The organism is Microcoleus sp. Pol11C3 (genome assembly GCF_036701485.1).
Lineage (GTDB): Bacteria > Cyanobacteriota > Cyanobacteriia > Cyanobacteriales > Microcoleaceae > Microcoleus.
In genome coordinates this window covers 13,322-33,018 of sequence record NZ_JAUBQW010000039.1, presented here as the reverse complement: position 1 = coordinate 33,018, position 19,697 = coordinate 13,322, and the positions used below count along the sequence as shown (strand labels likewise).

Here is a 19,697-nt window from a genome sequence, read left to right as displayed (position 1 = left end):
GCGCCGTACAATCTATCTATAATTAACACTATTTGTGCGCTGTTGCCTAGTTATTCAATCCAGATCCAGAACAATGGTCAGTGCTTCGGAAATGTCTTCCATAATTGTATCGGAGAGAACTCCGAGTTGTCGGACAAATCTTTGTTGCGAGACGGAACGGAGTTGAAAACTGTCGGCGGCGGAGAGTTTCGCCAAGCCATTTTCTGATGTCGGTTCGAGCTGTACCATCCAATCAAGCGGGGAAAAAAGATCGTTCCATGCTGTAATTGGAACAATTACTTTGAGTCGCAAATTTCCCACTTCATCGTCGCTGACAACCACAACAGGTCTAGTTTTGCCGATTTCATCTCCCACCGTTGGATCTAGTCTGACCAGCCAAATTTCGCCCTTACGCATTCATTTGTACCCCTGCACTCAGGTATTCTTCCTCTGAATCGAAATACGGTTCGCTGTCGGGCGACCACAAATCGTGCAGCGGCCCTCCTGGTTCATACAAAGGAACCGCTGCTTCTGCTGCGGCTCTGAGTCTCCGCTTTCTCTCGGCTTTGCGCTGGGCTTTTTCTTCTATTTCTTCGCGCATCATCCGCGAAGCTGTTTCGATGATTTCTAGGCGTTCTTCTGCTGTCAGATTTTTGAGTGCTGCTAAGATTTCTGTTTTAGTCACGGTTTTTTCGGGTGGTTTGTGAGAAAGTGCGATCGCACCATCATTATATCTTTCACCAAAATCAATATCGGCGCTCTGTGCTGATGACGCAACCTACATTACCGGTCTGTGCTTGTGGGGCATCCTACATCGATCGCATAAACAGATTTTCCATCATCAAAAAGGGTTGACTGTATTCATACAGCCAACCCCGCGCCTATTTATTTGTCCTGCGTTTGCTCAAACAGCAACACTACCTGACCATATTCGGGAACGTATAGCCGACACCGAGTAACAATCCCACTTCAGCTCCGTCGAGAAAACCAACATTCAGTCCCGCTGTGGCTGTAAAATTTCTCGACAGTGGCACATCTACACCACCCGAAATCAGGAAGCCAAAATTACTGTTATCACCGGTAGAAAATGCGACGCCAGCACCTGCATAAGGAGCAGCCGTAATCACAAAATCATCGCTGACTTCGACGGCCTCTTTAGATACAAAATCGTAGGTAACGGGAACTAGAACAGTTAAGTTGTCGCGGAACAAAACAGTCGGTCTCACCGAGAAATTGTTTGTCAAACCAATTTTGCTAATAATCGCAAATGAACCGTCGCCTAAGGCTGTATCTCCGCCAAAACCTAGATTGCCGCCAATCCCGATGTAGCTGGGCCCAGAACGGGTTGCTCGGCCGGGTCGGATTTGAGTTCCTTGAGCCACTTTTTTAGTTGGTTCTGAGGCAGTTGCCGGTTTTTCAGCAACTTTCGGTTGGTTTGTGAGAGCTGAGGCGGAAGTGCTGACAGGATTGCTCAACAATTCTTGTGCTGTTTGGACTTCTTTTTCTTCCTTCGTTGCTGTTACTTCCAGATTATTGCGCTCGGCAACAATTGAGGTAGGTCGATCGCTCTTTTTGGCAGTCTCGACTGTTGACTGCACTTTGACACCATTATCAGCAATTTTAGCGGTTTCTTCCGAATTTTCAGTCTCAGCAGCAATGGAGGTATTTTGTGCTGTTTCTGTCTCAGCAATTTCAGATGTTGCTGCTTCCGATTTTTCGGGTGCAGCAATAGATACTGGCAAGTTTGCTGCCGGTTCGGAGGCTGCTGGCTCTGCCGCTTCTGTTAGTTCGCTCCAACTGATAGAATCAATTTTTTTATTACTAGCCGTTGTTTCTGCGTCGGGTTTAACTGCTGAAGTTGCCGCAGGCTCAGAAGTTTGGTCAATATTTTGAGCTGCGATTGTTGCAGTTGTAGCGACATCAGGCAAGTTGCCAGTTTCAGCTTTCGCTGACATGGTACTGCAACAAACAGCTAAAGCTGCAAGATTTATTAACGCAAAAGTAGACTTGGAAAATAGACTATTCATAGAAACTCCTCAATGAAGGGTGTGTTAAAAGTGTAAGTGTTTGAGGGCGACCGTCGAGAGCTTTGCTAAAAAAAGACACAAATATGAGTTGTGTTGTTCCTAGATTGCCATTTTACCCTTGAATAGTCAACTCTCAAGCTGATTAGATTCAAAAACGGACGGTGGGTTTAGAGGCTAATTTTAATTTACAGATCGATCGGCTAAAAATCAATCCTAGGGATGATTTCACCCTTAATCCTGTTTAATTGAGGGGTCGATCGTGCGTCTGGCTTGCATTCTACAATACTGTACTTGGGGGCGCTGCACTCGCAGCCACGCCGGAAAAACCCGGTTTTTGAGGGCGCACCAGCTCGAAACCAAGAGACAACCCGCTTTCAAAACAGTTTTGGCAGCCCCGCCGTCCACAGCAAGTGCAGTTAATACAACGCGATCGGCTGCTGCACAGTCCATGACAATTAATGTAGAATAATACCACCGATCCGAGAAATATTTGTGGCTGGATCGTGTCAAAATCACTGAATTTTATGAAAATTGTGTAAAACTTAGTGTTCTATTTGTAAAGTTTAGCCTTCGCTTTCGCTCAGGGTCTGACCATCTAACAACAGCACGCAACTAAACAAGTAAAAAAATACAAATTATCTCATCTCAACCTGACTTTATGAGCAAAGTTCTAGTCATATTAGGCGAATTGAGCGATCGCGACATCGATTGGATGCTCGCCAACGGCACCCGCACCCAAGTCCTCCCCGGCACAACCCTGATCACCGAAGGTAAGCCCTTAGACGCCCTGTACATAGTTCTGCAGGGAACTTTGAGCGTTGCTGTATCATCTTTGGGCGACAAAGAAATTGGAAAAATTATTTCCGGCGAAGTTTTGGGCGAAATGTCTTTTGTAGACGGGAGGCTTCCTTCTGCTAGCGTCACGGCAATTGAAGAGTGCCTCATCCTGTCAATTCCCCGGCGGCTGCTAACTGAAAAACTCGAGCAAGACGTACTTTTTTCCCTGCGGTTTTATCGGGCGATTACCAAATTTCTGTCGTCGAGACTGCGGGGTACCGTCCAACGTTTTGGCGATGATAGTGATGGTTTAATATATCAAGAACCCGACGACGAGGGCGGTATCCCGGAAACTGTCGAAAATCCCAATTTGGCTGAATCGAGATTTCAATGGCTGTTGGAGCGTTTGAAGGGGAGTTGAAGTTCGGCAACGAGCAGTGTACAGGATTTAATGGATTTAACACCAATTCCCAGTTACCAATTCCCAATTCCCCATTAGAAAACATATTTTTCAGCGACGCGCCAGTAGCGAGAAAAACGCTTCAAATCAATGTAACCATCGTAGCGGACAAAGGGTTCGGGTGGCAAAACTTCTACAGGGTGCGATCGCTTAATTTCCCGGCAAATATCCTGAAACCGAGGACTGGGACTTTCCGCAGTTACCACTTGATTTGCGCCGGATTCGATCGCAAAAGCGATAACTTCCGCAGCCACATCGCCCCGCCGAATAACGACCGGCAACTCCAGCAAACATTCGTAAATAAACACCATTCGTTTGAGACTCAACTGCCATTCATCAATGAGTGCATCATCCCAAACCCAGATTGCAGGTGCCTCTGGGTGCGCTTGAAAAGCCGGGCCTTCAGGACTCAAGCAGTCGCCGTGCAGCCAAATAATCGGATTGTTCATAAATTAGTAATTGTTGACGGTTGACTGTTGATGGTTGACGGTTGACTGTTAACTGTTGATTGTTGATGGTTGACTGTTAACTTATGACAACTGACAACTGACAACTGCCTACTGCCTACTGACAACTGACTACTGACTTTTTAATTGGTGCGACCTTTTTTAGGGCCTTGCCAACTTTTAGAACCGCCGCTACGATCGACCTTTTCTCCATGAGGAAACAACTTCCCTTCCAAATATTCGTAAGTTCCCTCAAAATCGCATTGCCCGTAGAGAGGACAATCTCGACAATAAACCGCCTTAGTGTAACGCTCCAAATTTTCCCGATTAAAAAAATAAGGTTTGTGACTAAAAGTGCTTGCTACCCACTGCCAAGAAAGATTATTGCTCGCCGGATCTCCATCTAGCAAATGTTGCAAAAACCAACGAGCTCCGGCTTGCCAACGCACGCGGCGCCAGTGTACGAGATAAGCGGCAGTCCACATCCGCTGGTGATTGTGCAAATAACCAGTTTCTCGCAACTCGCGGCTGAAACTGTCGATGCAAACCAAACCAGTCGTGCCCTCGATAACATCCTGCGGCAGAGTTTCGCTGTAATCTTTAGCACTATAACCAGTTTTGTAAGGTTCGCGGTCTTGCCAAATTCCGTTGCCCAATTCGGCGTACAGTCGCTGCCAATAATCCCGCCAACCCAACTCGTTGACAAGTTTTACAGCCTCTTCTCGGTGCTGCACCTTCTCCAGTACGGCATCCCGGACTTCCGCAAGACTCAAAATCCCGTAGCGCAAATAGGGCGACAAGCGCGTTACCGCACCGTTGAGGAAATTGCGGGTTAAGCCGTATTTGCTGGGGTCAATTTGTTGCAGGGCTGTCTCGGCTGCTTTCCGCCCGCCTGGGGTTGGGGGTACGCTGCTGTCCAGGGCGGCGGCTTCGGGGAACTGTTCACGCACGTAGGCTATTAATTCGTCGCGGCTGGCAAATTCCCGCTTCATGTCCTGACTCATTTTTTTCTCTAGCGCCTGCTATTCTTTCTTAATGTTAAAGCTATTCGATCGGGCGTGCCGGGTTGATCGCCCTAAATTGCCCTTCACTCCTGGTAACTCACATCTTGCACCATTGTCAGCAACAGGCTGTCCGGCCTGTTCCACAAGAAAATTTATCTTTTGTGGAACAGGCCGGACAGCCTGTTCATAAAAGGCTAATTGAGAATGGCGCAATATCTCAGTGGTAACGTACAGTTTGCCCCAGCCACAATCGATCGTCTGATCGTAGCCAAAATTAACATCAAAGTCAGTACACTCAGGGATAGATATCATACCAAAATCTTATGGAAACTTTTCCGGCGGAGGCTCAAGCGATCGCCAGCTTAGCTAACGGACAGCAGCAAGGTACAAAACAACTGGAAAACAGCGAAGTTCAAGAGTTCGATCGAGCCATCATGCGCCGCTGCATAGAATTGGCTCGCCGTGCTCTGGGCAAAACCGCACCCAACCCCCTTGTCGGTTCTGTAATTGTCCGAGATGGCAAGATTGTCGGCGAAGGGTTTCATCCCGGTGCCGGTCAACCTCACGCCGAAGTTTTTGCGCTCCGGGAAGCGGGGGAACTCGCCGAAGGAGCGACCGTCTACGTGAACCTGGAACCCTGCAACCACTACGGTCGGACTCCCCCCTGTTCCGAAGCTTTAATTAAGGCCAAGGTGGCAAAAGTAGTGGCTGGCATGGTCGATCCGAATCCTTTGGTAGCTGGAACTGGGCTAGCTCGGTTGCGAGAGGCTGGCATTGAAGTGTTGGCGGGAGTGGAAGGCGAAGCTTGCCAGAAACTCAACGAGGCTTTTGTGCACCGAATTTTGTACCGCCGGCCTTTTGGAATTTTGAAATATGCAATGACTTTGGACGGTAAAATTGCTACCAGTAGCGGCCACAGCGCTTGGGTAACAGGCGAGGAGGCTCGGAGCGAGGTACACCGGGTGCGCGTGGGCTGCGATGCTGTGATTGTTGGGGGAAATACGGTGCGTCTGGACAATCCCCTACTGACAAGTCACCAGCCTGATAGGAATAATCCCCTGCGGGTGGTGATGAGCCGCACTTTGGATTTGCCGAAGTCGGCTTGGTTGTGGGAAACCTCTGTGGCGGCTACTTTGGTGCTGACTGAGCCTGGGGTTAACCCAGAATTTCAGGAATTTTTGATCGCCAAAGGGGTGGAAGTTGTTGAGCTCTCGCCTCTGACACCGACTAATGTTATGGCTTATTTGTACGATCGATCTTTTCTTTCTGTACTCTGGGAGTGTGGTGGCACTTTGGCGGCCGAGGCAATTGCTGAGGGTGCAGTTCAAAAAATTATGGCTTTTATTGCTCCTAAAATTGTCGGCGGCCAAGGAGCTCCAACTCCTGTAGGAGATTTGGGGTTTTCGGCAATGACTGATGCTTTGACTTTAGAGCGGGTTTCTTGGCGCGCAGTGGGTGTAGATTGTGTGGTGGAAGGCTATTTGAAAATTAAAGATTGAAAGTTAAAAGCGAGTCTTTCTAGTTTTTGATTTTTAACTCTTTTTATGGTTGAAATTCTGATTTGGAGTTTGATGGTTGGCAGTCTCGGCTTGGAGGCGGCGCTCGCGGGTGTATTGGTGAGCCGCGAGCAATTGGCTGCGTGGCAAAAATACAACGAGGAGGAGGAAGTTTTGACTCGGTACGAATCTCAAGAAGATAATTTTAATGCGCCTGAAAATGCGCGCTCGAATGGCAATCCCACACCCGCTCCTAATGCTGTTGATTTGACGGTTTGGGAGTACAAGATTGTGCGGGCTAGCAACGATTTGTTCCGCAATCCTGCGATTTTTCACAAGCTGTGCCGGGAAGAGGCGGAAGTTGGCTGGATTTTGCTCGAAAAGCTAGACGACAGGCGGGTACGGTTCAAACGTCCGATCGCGCGGCGGGACGCCCCGATGCCTAATTTACCTTTGTTTGACCCTTACCGCACTCATTACGGCCCGATCTCGAATGCGATGACTTGGGCTGCGGCGATCGTGTTTCTGAGTGCGATCGTGCTTCCTGCTGTTTTGGGCTATGCTTTGGTGTCTACTACTCTAACCAGAAATCGCTCTAACTGGCCTCCGGCACCTGTTCAATCTTTGCCCTCTCCCAGGGGGTAAGAAACTAATAAGTGAAAGATCGGCCCAATGGCAGATGGAAGATGGAAGAGAGAATTGTTTGTTTTAATATCAAGTACGGTCAAAAATTTATAATTAGGTTTGTAGTGAGGACTTAAGTCTTCTCTTCTCTTAAGAGAGTGACAACAAACAATTATATTATAAGTCATTAACCGGACAGTATCTAACTGACAAACCCGCAGAATTATTTAATTATAAATTTTTCTTTGATTCTGCATTCTGTCTTCCACCTTCAGAGTTGGACTGCCTTCGAGTGTAAACCCTCATGTCATAGAAGGGGCGTGGGAGAAGGAGCGGACAGCAATCTCAAGTTGTAATTTGTATCGCCTTGAAATTGAGAAACGCGGACGAAATAAGTCCCCGCAGGTAAAGGCCCATTGCTGACAATTGTTTCTGAAGCCGTGCCTAAATTGTTAGACGAAGCAATAATATCCTCTAATCCAACTGCGCCGTTGCCGTTGAGATCTTGAATTAATTTAACATCAACATCTGCACTCAAACCGTCAACAGTTGCACTGAAAAGGCTGGGAGTATTGAGGATGAAACTGTAACTGTCGGCTGGTTCAGCAGCTCCCACAAAATCGCTCGCAGTTTGAATTTCCCCGAGAATGCCCAGGCTTTTTGCTAAGTTCAAATTGTCGGCGGGATCGGGGAGAGTGCTCAATAGTCCTTCTTGTTGACCGAATTGAATGTAGTGGTCGATCGCACTTTTAACTGCCCCGCTATTGACTGCTGCTGCTACCAGCGGATATTTTTCTAGATAAAAGCTGGGATCGAAGAAAACGCTGGCTTTGCGGTTTTCTAATTGACCGGCTTTGAAGTAGTGTTCAAATGCGGTAAATTGATTTGCTTGGACTGCTTTCTGAACGTCTGGGTTGCTTGTGAGATAAAAATTAACATCGAAGAATGGGTTGGGGTTGCGCCGTTCAAATTGACCGAATTTGATAAAGTGCTGGGCGCCGGAAAATTTATTTTTTTCAGCAGATACTGCTACATCTGTATTGGTATCTAAATAATAGCTGGCGTCGAACAGGGCATTAGGGTCGCGATTTTCAAATTGACCAATTTTTCGGTAGTGATCAAAGGGACTGGATACCGTGCCTCTGGCAACTGCTACGGCGACATCTGGGTTGTTTTCGAGATAAAATTTGCTGTCGAACAGTGTTCTGAGGGTTAGCATTATTAAAAAAATCTCTCTGGACTTTAGTCTGGAAATTGCACGATCGAGAATCCAGTTTACATCAAAGTTTTGTTTTGTGAGGATGTCTTAATTATGGCTAAATCTGCACTGATGGCAATGCTGCGCCGCGCTGCGAGTATTGCCCAGAAATCAAGGGAAACGGGCATTCCGGCTGATGAACTGCTGGGGATGCTGAGCGATCGCATTCCTAATTCTGCCATATCTCGTCGCCGCTTGCTGCACGGGGGCTTAGCTGCTGCGGGGGCTGTGGCTGCTGCGACTTTTACCAGGGAGGGAGGGGGAGCTTTTGCTCAACAGGGCGGACGATCGCCGATTTTGGTTGTGGGTGCGGGAATTGCGGGTTTGACGGCGGCTTATCGCTTGGGCCAAGCGGGCGTGCGCGCCGATATAATCGAGGCAACTAACCGTGTGGGGGGGCGGATACGCACGGTTCCCAAGGTGGCTGGAACGCTGATTCCGGCGGATGTGGGGGGAGAATTTATTGACACCGGCCACACTAATTTAATCTCGCTGGCGACGGAATTGGGTTTGCGGGCGATCGACTTAGCCCAAGTGCAGAGTGGACTGGTGAAGGATACTTTTTTCTTTCAAGGGCGCCGCTTTTCTCTTGAGCAAATAATCGCGGAATTTGCGCCGCTAGCGAGTAAAATTACTGCTGATTTGCAGGCGGTTGGTGATGAAATTAGCTATCTTGATTTTACCGAAGCAGCAGAAAGATTGGACAATCTTTCGCTCGCTGAATATGTAGACCAAGCTGATACTAGCACGATTGTCCGGCAGTTACTCCGCATTGCTTACACGACTGAATACGGTCGAGATCCTGAAGAACAATCGGCGTTAAATCTGTTGTTTTTAATCGGTTCTGAAGCGGGCAGTTTTGAATTGTACGGCAACAGCGATGAGCGTTATCAAATTGAGGGCGGTAATAGTCAAATTATCAACCGTTTGGCGGGTCAATTGTCTGGTTCGATCGAAGCGGGGACAGTTTTGGAAGCGATTACTCTTTTGCCGGATGGCCGCTATCGGGTAAATTTGCGATCGGGACAAAGCGCGTTCGAGCGCACTTACGAGCGAGTTTTGTTAACTTTGCCGTTCAGCACTCTGCGAGACGTTAAAATTAATGTACCTTTGCCCCAACCAAAGCGTAGGGCGATCGAGCAATTGGGTTACGGTACTAATTCTAAGTTAGTTACGGGCTACCGCAGCCGCATTTGGCGCGAACTTTATCGATCGACTGCTTCTGTTTATAGCGATTTAGGATTCCAGAATACCTGGGAAGCTACGCCTTTCGCCCCTACTCCTAACGGTTTAGTTACTAATTTTACAGGAGGAAAGCAGGGTTTGTCGATCGGTGCCGGAACTCCAGAAGATCAAGCACAAAGATTTTTGAACCAATTTGAAAGAGTTTTTCCCGGAGTGAGAAATTTGCGATCGGGCAAAGCTGTGCGAGCTTATTGGCCGGGAGAACGCTTTTCTAAAGGTTCTTATGCCTGCTATTTAGTCGGACAGTGGACGCAAATGTACGGCGTTGAAGGCGAACGAGTTGGCAATTTATATTTTGCCGGGGAACACACTTCGCTGGAAAATCAAGGTTACATGGAAGGCGGTTGCGAAACTGGACAAAGGGCGGCTGTTGAAATTTTGCAAGACTTGGGTTTGATAGCTTCTAATGATGCTTTGAATACTCGAACTGCTAGCAGTTTGACCAATCGCCGTCCCAGCCGGAAAATTCCCGGAGCGCGGAATCTTAGGAATAGAAAGCCGAGTATTAGATAATATGGAGTAATTGCGGACACGGCAATGCCGTGTCCCTACAGATAGGGCGTACAACTTATCAAATAATCTCGTCCGGGTTAATTCCCCGATCGCGTAAATATTCAGCAAGGCGATCTGCCCGTTCGCGTTCGCGATCTGCCCGTTCGCGTTCGAGTTCTGCCCGTTCGCGTTCGAGTTCGACCCGTTGTCGTTCCACTGTTATCTGTTCTACACCCCACAAAAGCAGATTTCCTGCTTCATCCCACCAGCGCAACTAATAACCAGTACGCTGTTCTTTTTCCCCCCGCCAAGTTCCCAAATACAAACCAAAATCTGCTATCCAATGGCGACCTTCTTCATCAGGAAATTCTAGTTTGTAATTGCCATTTTCCAAGCGATAGACCTCCAAAAATCCACTTTTAGGGTCAAAAATGATGTAAGTTGGTACTTGCAGAATTTGTTCGTAAAAAAACCACGTACCCGGAGGAAAAGTGCGTTTGACAGAATATTCACCGCCGTCTGTTTCCGACAAGAATTCCATGACAATGGTGGGAATTTCTCCTTCCAAGTTTGGGGTGTAGCTTTTGCGGTCTCTTCTCGATTCTACCGGGAGTACGGAAGGTACATAAACCCAATCTGGTGCTTTGATTACTAACTCGCTGTTGACAGTAGCGCAAATGCCAAAGTTGCTGGCTATCAGCATTCGTGGCCCGATCAATCCTCTCAGTTCTAAGATTTCTCGCAGTGCTCCAGCAATTAGCGGTTGGCCTGTATTCTCGACTGGTTTTTCTTCTAATTGGAAGTCGTCTGGCAACTTCTCTCACGTTACGATCAGTTCTAACGTTTTTTGTCCTGGGTTATCTTGAGTAACGACCATGACTTTACTTTACTTTCTAAAATTTTATCTCTTATCATAGCACAATGCAGGGTGATCGAGGCGCGCCATAAATATAGATATGCTAGCCTAAATTTTAGCTGCATTATATTGTATAATTAATTTCATAAAAAGCCGAAACAAGCATGATTAATTTACATTTAACAGTAGTTTTATCTATTTGGCTAATGACCCCGATTTCAGCTCGCCCTGTGATTGCATACTCTACAAATACAATTGCCCAAAACTCCGAAATTGACGAGCCGTTTTGCTACATGAAAACCCCCGAAGGCAAAACAGTAGACTTGGGCAAGTTATGCGAGAAACAGCCAGCTTCGGGAACTTCCCAAACTTGCATTCCCGGTTCCAACATTTCTGCAAAAGTGTCAATTGCGACCGCAAATTATGACGGCAACTTTTTCAGCGGTAAAGTGCTTAATCAAGGCTGCAAAATAATTAAGAATGTCAAAGTCAATTATGAAGTTTTGGACGAGTCAGGCAATTTAATTGACAACGGATTTATCTTCGCTGAACCAGTTACTCTTGCACCCGGACAGTCAGCCGCTTTTCGGGGTGCAGTTGTCGCGGGGGCTAAGGTACAGGCTACTCATGCCGACGGTCAAGAATGATTTTAGATTTTAGATTAAAGAATTGAAGAATTGGACAATTAACCCCACGGATGAATCCGGGGGCTTTGTATCCCGGATGCTTTAGGTCAGGAATGATTGTTGAGATTTGCCCGATCGCTGATATCATGTTTTGGCTCAGATATCTGTAAAAACAGAACTTGCCGAGGTAAAATATCTTGAAAACTCGATCGACATACTGGCAAATCTTACCCTACCTCCGTCCCCAAAAACAAACCATCGGTAAAGCATTAGCTTGTACCGTAGTATTTACCATATTTTGGCCGATTATAGCGTGGCTAGTTGGCGAAACTGCCAAATTTATAGGTAAAGGAGATTTACAAGGGTTCGCTCAAATTGCTGCACTCAGCGCCATTATATTTCTAATTCGCGGTACAGCCCAGTACGGTCAAGATACGCTGATGGCAAAAGCAGCTTTGACTATTGCTTTGGAAATCCGCAAAAAAGTCTACTCCCATCTTCAAACTCTCAATATCGGATACTTTGAAACTGCCAAAACCGGAGATTTATCCTACCGCCTCACCGAAGATATTGACCGCATTGGCGAAGTAGTAAATAAATTTTTTCATCAGTTTATCCCTTGTGTGTTGCAGCTAATTGCCGTCCTGGGATATATGATTTATCTCAACTGGCAATTAACTTTAGGTGCATTAATTATTGCACCGCTGATGGCTATTTTAATTGGCTGGTTTGGCGAAAGACTGCTGAGTTACTCGCGCCAAAGTCAAAATCGCATTTCCGATTTATCCGCTTTGCTGACAGAAGTATTCAGCGGCATTCGTTTAATCAAAGCATTTGTGGCTGAAGACTACGAAATTGCCCGCTTTGCAGAAGAAGCAGAACAAAACCGCCGCGCTAAGTATCTGTCAGAACGAATAAAAGCACTTCAGTTCGTTGTAGTTGGCTTTCTGGAAGCGATGAGCGTGATTTTGCTCTTTTTCCTGGGAGGTTGGCAAATTTCTCAAGGAAATCTCACAGGTACTCAATTTATCAGTTATATCGCAGGGGTGGCACTTTTAATTGACCCGATCGCCATTACAACTGCCAATTACGGGGATTTTAAGCAGGGAGAAGCTTCTAGCGATCGTATTTTTGAATTATTAGCAATTCAACCAACAGTAGTTGAAAAACCGGGCGCAATTGAACTGCCCCACGTTACAGGCAAAGTCGAATATCGCAACATTAATTTTGCCTATAACTCAGAGACACCGATTTTGCAAAATATGAGTTTGCTGGTGCTTCCCGGAGAAATGATTGCTCTGGTGGGTGCATCGGGTGCGGGTAAAACTACGTTAGTAAATTTGTTACCCAGATTTTACGATCCGCAAGCGGGACAGATTTTAATTGACGGTATTGATATTCAAGATGTCACATTAAATACTCTGCGGCGGCAAATCGGAATTGTACCGCAAGAAACGATTTTATTTTCGGGTACAATTGCTCAAAATATCGCTTTTGGGCGATCTTATTATGAACTGAAAGATGTTCAAAAAGCTGCGGAAATTGCTAACGCTCATCAATTCATTAGTGAGTTTCCCGACGGTTATCAAACTTGGGTAGGAGAAAGGGGTGTCAATTTATCTGGCGGGCAAAAACAAAGAATTGCGATCGCCCGTGCAGTTTTGCTCGATCCGAGAATATTGATTTTGGATGAAGCTACATCGGCGCTGGATTCGGAATCCGAGGGTTTAGTGCAAGAAGCGCTGGAAAGATTGATGCGCGATCGCACTGTATTTATTATCGCGCACCGCTTGGCTACTGTGCGGAGAGCCGATCGCATTTTAGTTCTCGAAAAAGGCAGAATTGTCGAATCTGGAACGCACGAGGAGTTGCTGGAAAAGGGCGATCGATACGCTGGCAACTACGCCCAACAATTTAGTCAGTAGGCTACATTAGAAACCGGGTTTTTAGCCGTTTCTGCTGGCCTCAACGAAGTATTCTCGAAAAAAACCCGGTTTCTGACCACCCGTGGGTCAGTGATGTTCTAGATGAATAGCGCATATACTTAAAATACAACAACTACCCAAGATATTAAACACAACGAGTCAGTACAACCATGCCTGCTAAAGATGCCTTTCACGAAGTCGTTAAAATCGCTCTCCAGAAAGATGGATGGCAGATTACTCACGATCCATACACTTTACAGGCAGGAACTCTCGAACCTTACATCGACTTGGGTGCCGAAAAGGTGGTTGCTGCCCAAAAAGACGGACAGAAAATCGCCGTTGAAATCAAAAGCTTTATTGGCCCATCCAAAATATCCCAATTTTACACAGCTTTAGGACAATTCATTAGTTATCGAGCAGCTTTACAACAACAAAAAACTGACCGCATTTTATACCTGGCAGTACCCAGTAATGTCTACGATAGTTTTTTCACAATGGGGTTTATTCAGTCTTTAGTTCAACAAAATCAAATTCATTTGATGATTTACGATATAGAGCAAGAGGCGATCGCACAATGGCAAATGTAGACCTTTATAGGCAGCACATCCAAAATCTGCTCTCCCAACACGCTAGTCTTGTTTGGGATGAGCGCGTTCAGGCTCAAACTATCTTTGATGTTGAGCGCGATCATTATCAATTAGTATATGTCGGCTGGCGCAATCAGCGGCGAATTTATGGTCCGGTTTTGCACCTGGATATTATGGACAATAAAATCTGGATTCAGCAAGATGGAACCGAGGTGGGTATTGCTAACGAACTCGTAGAATTGGGAGTTCCTAAACAAGATATTATACTAGGTTTTGACCATCCTAAGATGCGAAAATTAAGTGAATTTGCCATAGAATAAATTAGGTTGAACTGCTTCAGTAGTTTCTTTATTCTTGAAGTTCCAGGTCAATCTCTTCAACTGTTCTGGAAACATGACGGCTGCGGATTTCTGTAAGCAATTCCAACACTTTACGCCGCCGATTTTGAGGCTTTTCTGGTATAATCACAAAAACTTCAACCTCTTCGCCCACAGATCCAGGCGGCACTTGAATTTCAAGTTTATTTCCTGCAAGAACTTTGGTTGTAATCCGTATTGCTGACTGCATACTTCCTCCTTTGCGATGATTAATTTTCCACAGCACCTAAAGCTTTGAGCGTGGCTTTTTCAGCTTCCGTTAAACCCGTAACTCCTGCAATATTCATGTTTTCATAAGGTCTGTCACTTTTGAGTATTTTGAGGCACTCACCTGTCTCAATCTCCCAAATCATAATTGTGCCATCCCGATTGCAAGTAGCAATCAATTTACCATCATAATTGAAGGTAAATGAGTTAATTCTACTCGTATAACATTGCAAAACTTTTAGACATTCACCTGTACGAATATTCCATAATCTTACCGTTTTATCGACACTTCCACTAGCAACTAACTCACCCGAATAACTAAAGGCAACTGAACGTATCCAATCAGTATGGCCGTGAAAAATAGTGAGGCATTTACCAGTATGGATATCCCATATTCTTACTGTTTGATCGCTACTTCCACTGGCAAGCATTTCACCGTTCTGGCTAAAGGCGATCGCGCGTGCCCAACCGGTATGCCCCTGAAAGATTTGGAGGCATTCACCAGTATGGATATCCCACAGCCTCACCGTTCCGTCATAACCTGTACTGGCAAATATCTCGCCCAAAGGACTGAAGGCAACCGAGTATAATGAACTGTTATGCCCTTGCGAAGTTTTGAGGCATTCACCACTGCGGATATCCCACAGCCTCACCGTTTGGTCATAACTACCACTGGCAAGTATTTCACCCGAAGGACTAAAGGCGATCGAGCGTACTTCCTTTCCACACTCTGGCAAAGTATGGAGGCATTCACCACTGCGAATATCCCACAGCCTCAGCATTTGGTCGTAGCTTCCGCTAGCAAGTATTTCACCGTTTGGATGGAAGGCAACTAAATGCACCCGATCGAGATGACCCTGCAAGATTTGGAGGCATTCACCAGTGTTGACATCCCACAGCCTGACTGTTTGTTGGTCATCGCCGCTGGCAAGAATTTCACCGTTTGGACTAAAGGCTACTGACCTTACTTGAGTGCTATGCCCTTGCAACGTATTCAAGCATTCACCGCTGTTAATAGCCCACAGCCTCAGCGTTTGGTCGTAACTACCGCTAACAAGTATTTCACCTGCAGGATGGAAAGCCACTGACCCTACTTGATTACAATGTCCTTGCAAAGTATTCAAGCATTCACCAGTGCGGATATCCCACAGTTTCGCTGTTTGATCGTAACTTCCACTTGCGAGTATTTCGTCATTTGGACTGAAGGCTACTGACCGTATTTGACCCAAATGTCCCTCCAAAGTTTTGAGACATTCACCGCTACCGATATTCCACAGCCTCACTATTTTGTCGGCGCTTCCACTAGCCAGCATCTCACCAGCAGAATTGAAAGCCACTGAAAACACATTTTTAGTATGACCTTGCAAAGTTTTGAGACATTCACCAGTACCGACATTCCACAGCCTCACTGTTTTGTCGCCGCTTCCACTGGCAAGCATCTCACCAGCAGGATGGAAAGCAACTGAAAATACAACTTTAGTATGGTCTTGCAAAGTTTTGAGGCATTCACCCGTGCGGATATCCCATAACCTTACCGTGCGATCGAAACTGCCACTAGCGAGTATATTTCCCTCATGATTGAAGGTGACAAACATTACTGATTCGGTATGTCCCTGCAACACTTTTAAACATTCACCAGTCTTGACATCCCATAACTTGATTGTTTTGTCATAGCTCGCGCTAGCAAGTATCTCGCCGTCTGGACTGAAGGCGACAGACTCCACGACGTTGGTATGTCCTTTACAGGTCAATATTTCTTTTCCACTGCTACCTTCACACAAGCGAACTACGCCATCACTATCACCTGTAGCTAACAGTTTTCCATCCGGACTAAATATTACCGATCGAATACTGCCGAAGATGTTAGTAAAAGCAGAATTAGCCAAATTCGCTTCAGCAAAATTGACGTGGCGCAGCGTCGCCTTTGTAAAATCAGCACCTAAAATAACTGCACTGGAGAAGTCTTTACCTTCTAAAGCAGTCTTGTCCTTTTTCAACAGCAGCGTCGCCGCATTCCCTCCCACATAACCTACTTGACTTTCAGTTTTACCCCGTGTTGCTTCTATAATTTCGAGTAGGGGCGACTTCTCTAAAGCCCCCTTTGTTAAGGGGGGTTGGGGGGATCTCTCCTGGCTAGCATCGTCACGATCCCCCCCGGCCCCTCTTAACAAGGGGGGAGAATTTGCATCCAACATCGGCAACAACAAATCCATCACAGCTTTAGTCAGTGGCGCTTGTCCGAAACTCTGAAGAAGTTGACCTAAATCTTCAGCAACAAATCCCTTTAAAGGCGCGATAAGTTCGTTGTTATTTCTCTTCTGAGCCTGAATCTGACAATAATTAGACCAGGTGTACGATTGAGGCGCTGCATCAGGATTGACACAAGACTGTTCGGGCGCAACTAATGCGGTAAAATCTGCCGCCAAAACTCCCAATTCTGCGGCAAATTTATAAGCGACAAAAAACTCTAATAACGAACGGTGGGCCGGAGCATAATCCCCATCTGCATTGCGGATTAGCATCGTTTGACCCATCATGTCGTAGTGCCAGTGGTCTAAGTCTTTTTCCTCTTGGACGACGGAACCAAACAGGCTGCGAATGCGATCGGGAAAACTGCGATAATTGATACTCATTTGGTTGGTAGACAGCATTTCCCAAGACAGTTCGCACAAAAAGTAAAGCTTATCTGCTACGGAAGTAAAAGTCCGTTCTGCTTTGATATCTCTCTCTATCTTCCGCCGCACCGCATATAGATATATCCGCGACATATCGACTGGTTTTCCAGCTTCAATATCGGGCAATGCTTCCAAAATTAACTCGGTCATCACAGGGCGACGCGCTAAGTCCAATAGTTGCGGGTTTCCCATCACTTTTTCTACTGTCCCCGCTTCTGTTTGAAATGACAGCGCTTGCCTAATTTGCTCGTCGTTAAATTTCTCTAATTCTAAGACTTCAAATTGGGGAGTTTCGCCTGTTAAAATGGTTGTTGACGCTTGCAGTTCTGCATTGAACAATGCCCGTCCTTCCTTGCCTTCAGGAAAGTGTTCGGTACGGCAAGTGAGGATGACTTTTGCGCCGGGAACGACGGCTTTTGCTAGTTCCCAGAAGTTGTTGATGGTTTCTTGCCGATCGCACTTAGCGGCCATTTCATCAAAACCATCGAAAATTAGCAGAAATTTACCCATGCGATTGAGTTGTTCAAAGGCAGAATAACCTGCCAAAGGTATCTCGTGTTTCCGAAAGAAAAACTCGGAAAATAGCGACTCGATGCTAACTGCTTTCGCGTAATCTCGCAAAGGAATTACTAACGGCAAACGCGGACGTTCTAAGCCCCGCTTTTGAGCCTCTCGGTAGCGTTGCAGTGCCATCCAAGCATAGTGCATCGCAAACCAACTTTTGCCGGTTCCAAATTCTCCTAAAACTGAAATATGTTCTTTTACTGGGTCATTCAACCACAGGTCAATATAACCTTCGATCCAGCCATCTCGCCCGTCATAATGACTCACGCCTATCTTGCGGTGAGTATCGGGGTCAATTTCTTCTTTCGTACAGGCTAGCGGCACATATTTGGTATCAATTTCTCGGCTGGTTATTTCAGTTTCTAGCCAATCCAGATAAGCGGTAAAATCGGCATCTTGGTCGAGTAATTCATCAAACGTATAGCAAGCTAAATTACGATTTTCATCTTTTTCTACTTCATCCCGCGCGGCGCGACTGATGCGGCGGGCGGTGACTAACCATCCTTCATCGGTGCGCTGTTTTTCCACCGACTCGCGCAAGGCTGAGATATCCTTGAGTCCCGCTTCTCCGGCAATTCCGCGCACTAAAATGCGATCGTACCGATTGCGTCTGACGGGAACATTGATAATCCATTCAAAATAGTTATCTTCCGAGATTTGATAGGTTTCAAACTTATAACTTAATGTTTCAAACCACCCGCGAACTTGTTGCGATAAAATAAAAGCTTGAGACTTTTGAATATTAGTTGATGCTGCGGCGGGAAGTGCGGGATAATCTTCAGATTCCAGCCGTGCAAATTCGGTGCGAATTCCTTCGATAGTGGGGAGGCGTTCGATGCGATCCATTACCATAGATAGGCGTTTTTGCAAAGATGCGATCGAATTTCCCATCATTACATCTCCTAGCGTCCGCGTCCGCTTTGCTACTTCCATAAACACGGCGGCAAATGCCATGAATTCCCGTCTGGGGTCAATGCCTAAATTCCGAATTTCTTTGCCTAAAGCACTCTCATTCAGATATTCATCGCCTGCTTTAATTAAAATGGCTGGGCTATCGGACTCGAAAGCTTTGCGAAATGCTGATTCAATCTCTTTTTGGCGAAACAGTTCTAAAATCTGCTTGGGTTTGCCAGCGCCGTATTCTACTAAAGTATAAACATACACTCCGCTAAAATCTGCGGGCGGAGCATCGGGGTCGAGGTTAAATCTTTTTAATAATTTGATGACTGTTTCGTTGCGCTGAAACTTGTCTTTGATAGTGCCGAAGGGAATTGCCGTCAGGAGGCTGATAACTAAGTCGAGACTAATTAGCATGATTTAGGCTTTCCTGTTTTTCGGTGGGAGTAATGCTCAAATCTCAAATCGGTAGGCTGTGTCCCTGAAATGCGCTGCGGGCGACGATCGCAAACTGCTCTATTTTTATGTTAACAGGATTTACGCGCTCCGACCAAAGAAACCGGGTTTTTACCGAATCTGCTGGCTGGAACGAAATATTTTCGGAAAAAACCCGGTTTCTGACTACCCCTGCGTAGGTTCTATTCACTTAATTAGCTTAGCATAATTCACAAAAAATGACAATAATAAAACAGAGCATAAACCGACCTATTTTGTAGTAAAATTAACTGTCATATTAGTTGTTATATCCTGAATGTAAAAGTTAAAATATAGATAACTAACAAATAAAACTTGCTATCTATGAAAATACAATCTTCTGTCTTAGTCCACCTGGGATTTGGCAAATATGTACGCTCCGATCGAGTAACAGCAGTAATACCAATTGAAGAAGAACGGGGGCCCGGTCGGCGCACTTTCGTGCACGTAGACGGCGAAGCAGACCCGATCGTTGCTTCGCGCGCAGAAGATACAATCGTTCGCGATTTGGTGCAGGAACCGCGCGAAATAACTCAAGCTCGGCAGCAACAAGAAATTCTGCAAGATTTGCTGGCAGATTTGAGCAATGTTAACGTCACCGTGCGCCGCATCAGCCGCGATGAAGGCGGACTCGACCTCGAACGTTTGGAGCGCCGCATTCGCCAAATTTTAGACGCATAAAAAAGAAAGACCGCCCGGGC

20 protein-coding genes and 1 pseudogene are annotated in these 19,697 nt (G+C 46.1%); 9 read left to right on the top strand and 12 right to left on the bottom strand.

The genetic code is table 11. The features are described 5' to 3' along the window. Positions 1-54: 54 nt before the first annotated feature. The 4 genes from QUA40_RS11725 to QUA40_RS11710 form a co-directional block, all read right to left on the bottom strand. A complete protein-coding gene (locus tag QUA40_RS11725; protein WP_333125523.1) occupies positions 55-396 on the bottom strand; it encodes a type II toxin-antitoxin system PemK/MazF family toxin in 342 nt (113 codons plus the stop codon). Then, positions 389-664 carry a hypothetical protein gene (locus QUA40_RS11720; RefSeq protein ID WP_333125520.1) on the bottom strand — a complete coding sequence of 92 codons (276 nt, stop codon included), beginning with the start codon at positions 662-664 and terminating at the stop codon, positions 389-391. The genes QUA40_RS11725 and QUA40_RS11720 overlap by 8 nt, the downstream gene beginning before the upstream one ends. 232 nt (positions 665-896) lie before the next feature. Next, positions 897-2,006, bottom strand: a complete 1,110-nt coding sequence (locus QUA40_RS11715) for a hypothetical protein (RefSeq protein WP_333125517.1) — start codon at positions 2,004-2,006, stop codon at positions 897-899. Positions 2,007-2,237: 231 nt separating this feature from the next. Then, positions 2,238-2,522, bottom strand: a complete 285-nt coding sequence (locus tag QUA40_RS11710; protein ID WP_333125515.1) for a hypothetical protein — start codon at positions 2,520-2,522, stop codon at positions 2,238-2,240. A gap of 142 nt (positions 2,523-2,664) precedes the next feature. Here QUA40_RS11710 and QUA40_RS11705 point away from each other — a divergent pair, with 142 nt between their 5' ends. Further along, a complete protein-coding gene (locus QUA40_RS11705) occupies positions 2,665-3,204 on the top strand; it encodes a cyclic nucleotide-binding domain-containing protein (RefSeq protein ID WP_333125512.1) in 540 nt (179 codons plus the stop codon). Positions 3,205-3,278: 74 nt separating this feature from the next. On the opposite strand, the gene QUA40_RS11700 is transcribed toward QUA40_RS11705, so the two are convergent. The 3 genes from QUA40_RS11700 to QUA40_RS11690 form a co-directional block, all read right to left on the bottom strand. Continuing rightward, positions 3,279-3,692, bottom strand: coding sequence for a hypothetical protein (locus QUA40_RS11700; protein WP_190657509.1), 414 nt, complete (start codon positions 3,690-3,692; stop codon positions 3,279-3,281). Between the two features lie 140 nt (positions 3,693-3,832). Further along, positions 3,833-4,693, bottom strand: coding sequence for an FAD-binding domain-containing protein (locus QUA40_RS11695; protein ID WP_333125508.1), 861 nt, complete (start codon positions 4,691-4,693; stop codon positions 3,833-3,835). A gap of 18 nt (positions 4,694-4,711) precedes the next feature. Further along, positions 4,712-5,005 (bottom strand): hypothetical protein, encoded by a 294-nt coding sequence (locus tag QUA40_RS11690; protein WP_333125505.1) that lies wholly within the window; start codon positions 5,003-5,005, stop codon positions 4,712-4,714. A gap of 11 nt (positions 5,006-5,016) precedes the next feature. Between QUA40_RS11690 and ribD the strand changes: the two genes are divergently transcribed. Next, a complete protein-coding gene (ribD, locus tag QUA40_RS11685) occupies positions 5,017-6,192 on the top strand; it encodes a bifunctional diaminohydroxyphosphoribosylaminopyrimidine deaminase/5-amino-6-(5-phosphoribosylamino)uracil reductase RibD (protein WP_333125504.1) in 1,176 nt (391 codons plus the stop codon). A gap of 45 nt (positions 6,193-6,237) precedes the next feature. Beyond that, positions 6,238-6,834, top strand: a complete 597-nt coding sequence (locus tag QUA40_RS11680; RefSeq protein ID WP_333125501.1) for a hypothetical protein — start codon at positions 6,238-6,240, stop codon at positions 6,832-6,834. A 286-nt stretch (positions 6,835-7,120) separates the two neighbouring features. Here the strand turns inward: QUA40_RS11680 and QUA40_RS11675 are convergent, their stop codons facing one another. Further along, positions 7,121-8,032 (bottom strand): PPC domain-containing protein, encoded by a 912-nt coding sequence (locus tag QUA40_RS11675; protein WP_333125499.1) that lies wholly within the window; start codon positions 8,030-8,032, stop codon positions 7,121-7,123. 93 nt (positions 8,033-8,125) lie between these two features. Between QUA40_RS11675 and QUA40_RS11670 the strand changes: the two genes are divergently transcribed. Continuing rightward, positions 8,126-9,829 carry an NAD(P)/FAD-dependent oxidoreductase gene (locus QUA40_RS11670; RefSeq protein WP_333125497.1) on the top strand — a complete coding sequence of 568 codons (1,704 nt, stop codon included), beginning with the start codon at positions 8,126-8,128 and terminating at the stop codon, positions 9,827-9,829. Between the two features lie 58 nt (positions 9,830-9,887). Here QUA40_RS11670 and QUA40_RS11665 read toward each other — a convergent pair. After that, positions 9,888-10,622: pseudogene (locus QUA40_RS11665) on the bottom strand (Uma2 family endonuclease). A 248-nt stretch (positions 10,623-10,870) separates the two neighbouring features. Here QUA40_RS11665 and QUA40_RS11660 point away from each other — a divergent pair. The 4 genes from QUA40_RS11660 to QUA40_RS11645 all read left to right on the top strand — a co-directional run bounded on the left by QUA40_RS11660 (position 10,871) and on the right by QUA40_RS11645 (position 14,122). Then, a complete protein-coding gene (locus QUA40_RS11660; protein WP_333125493.1) occupies positions 10,871-11,311 on the top strand; it encodes an FxLYD domain-containing protein in 441 nt (146 codons plus the stop codon). Positions 11,312-11,487: 176 nt separating this feature from the next. Continuing rightward, positions 11,488-13,215 carry an ABC transporter ATP-binding protein gene (locus QUA40_RS11655; protein ID WP_333125490.1) on the top strand — a complete coding sequence of 576 codons (1,728 nt, stop codon included), beginning with the start codon at positions 11,488-11,490 and terminating at the stop codon, positions 13,213-13,215. A 170-nt stretch (positions 13,216-13,385) separates the two neighbouring features. Beyond that, entirely contained in the window at positions 13,386-13,802 is a 417-nt protein-coding gene (locus QUA40_RS11650; protein ID WP_333125487.1) for a XisH family protein, read from the top strand. Further along, on the top strand, positions 13,790-14,122 hold the full coding sequence (locus QUA40_RS11645; protein WP_333125485.1) for a XisI protein: 333 nt from the start codon (positions 13,790-13,792) through the stop codon (positions 14,120-14,122). Before QUA40_RS11650 ends, QUA40_RS11645 begins: the two co-directional genes overlap by 13 nt. Before the next feature lie 28 nt (positions 14,123-14,150). On the opposite strand, the gene QUA40_RS11640 is transcribed toward QUA40_RS11645, so the two are convergent. The 3 genes from QUA40_RS11640 to QUA40_RS11630 are packed head-to-tail and all read right to left on the bottom strand — an operon-like array spanning position 14,151 to position 19,168. Next, on the bottom strand, positions 14,151-14,369 hold the full coding sequence (locus tag QUA40_RS11640) for a hypothetical protein (protein WP_333125483.1): 219 nt from the start codon (positions 14,367-14,369) through the stop codon (positions 14,151-14,153). Between the two features lie 19 nt (positions 14,370-14,388). After that, on the bottom strand, positions 14,389-18,939 hold the full coding sequence (locus tag QUA40_RS11635) for a WD40 domain-containing protein (protein ID WP_333125480.1): 4,551 nt from the start codon (positions 18,937-18,939) through the stop codon (positions 14,389-14,391). Between the two features lie 43 nt (positions 18,940-18,982). Further along, on the bottom strand, positions 18,983-19,168 hold the full coding sequence (locus QUA40_RS11630) for a hypothetical protein (RefSeq protein ID WP_333125479.1): 186 nt from the start codon (positions 19,166-19,168) through the stop codon (positions 18,983-18,985). Positions 19,169-19,320: 152 nt separating this feature from the next. Between QUA40_RS11630 and QUA40_RS11625 the strand changes: the two genes are divergently transcribed. Next, on the top strand, positions 19,321-19,677 hold the full coding sequence (locus tag QUA40_RS11625) for a hypothetical protein (RefSeq protein ID WP_006631047.1): 357 nt from the start codon (positions 19,321-19,323) through the stop codon (positions 19,675-19,677). The last annotated feature ends 20 nt before the right edge of the window (positions 19,678-19,697 follow it).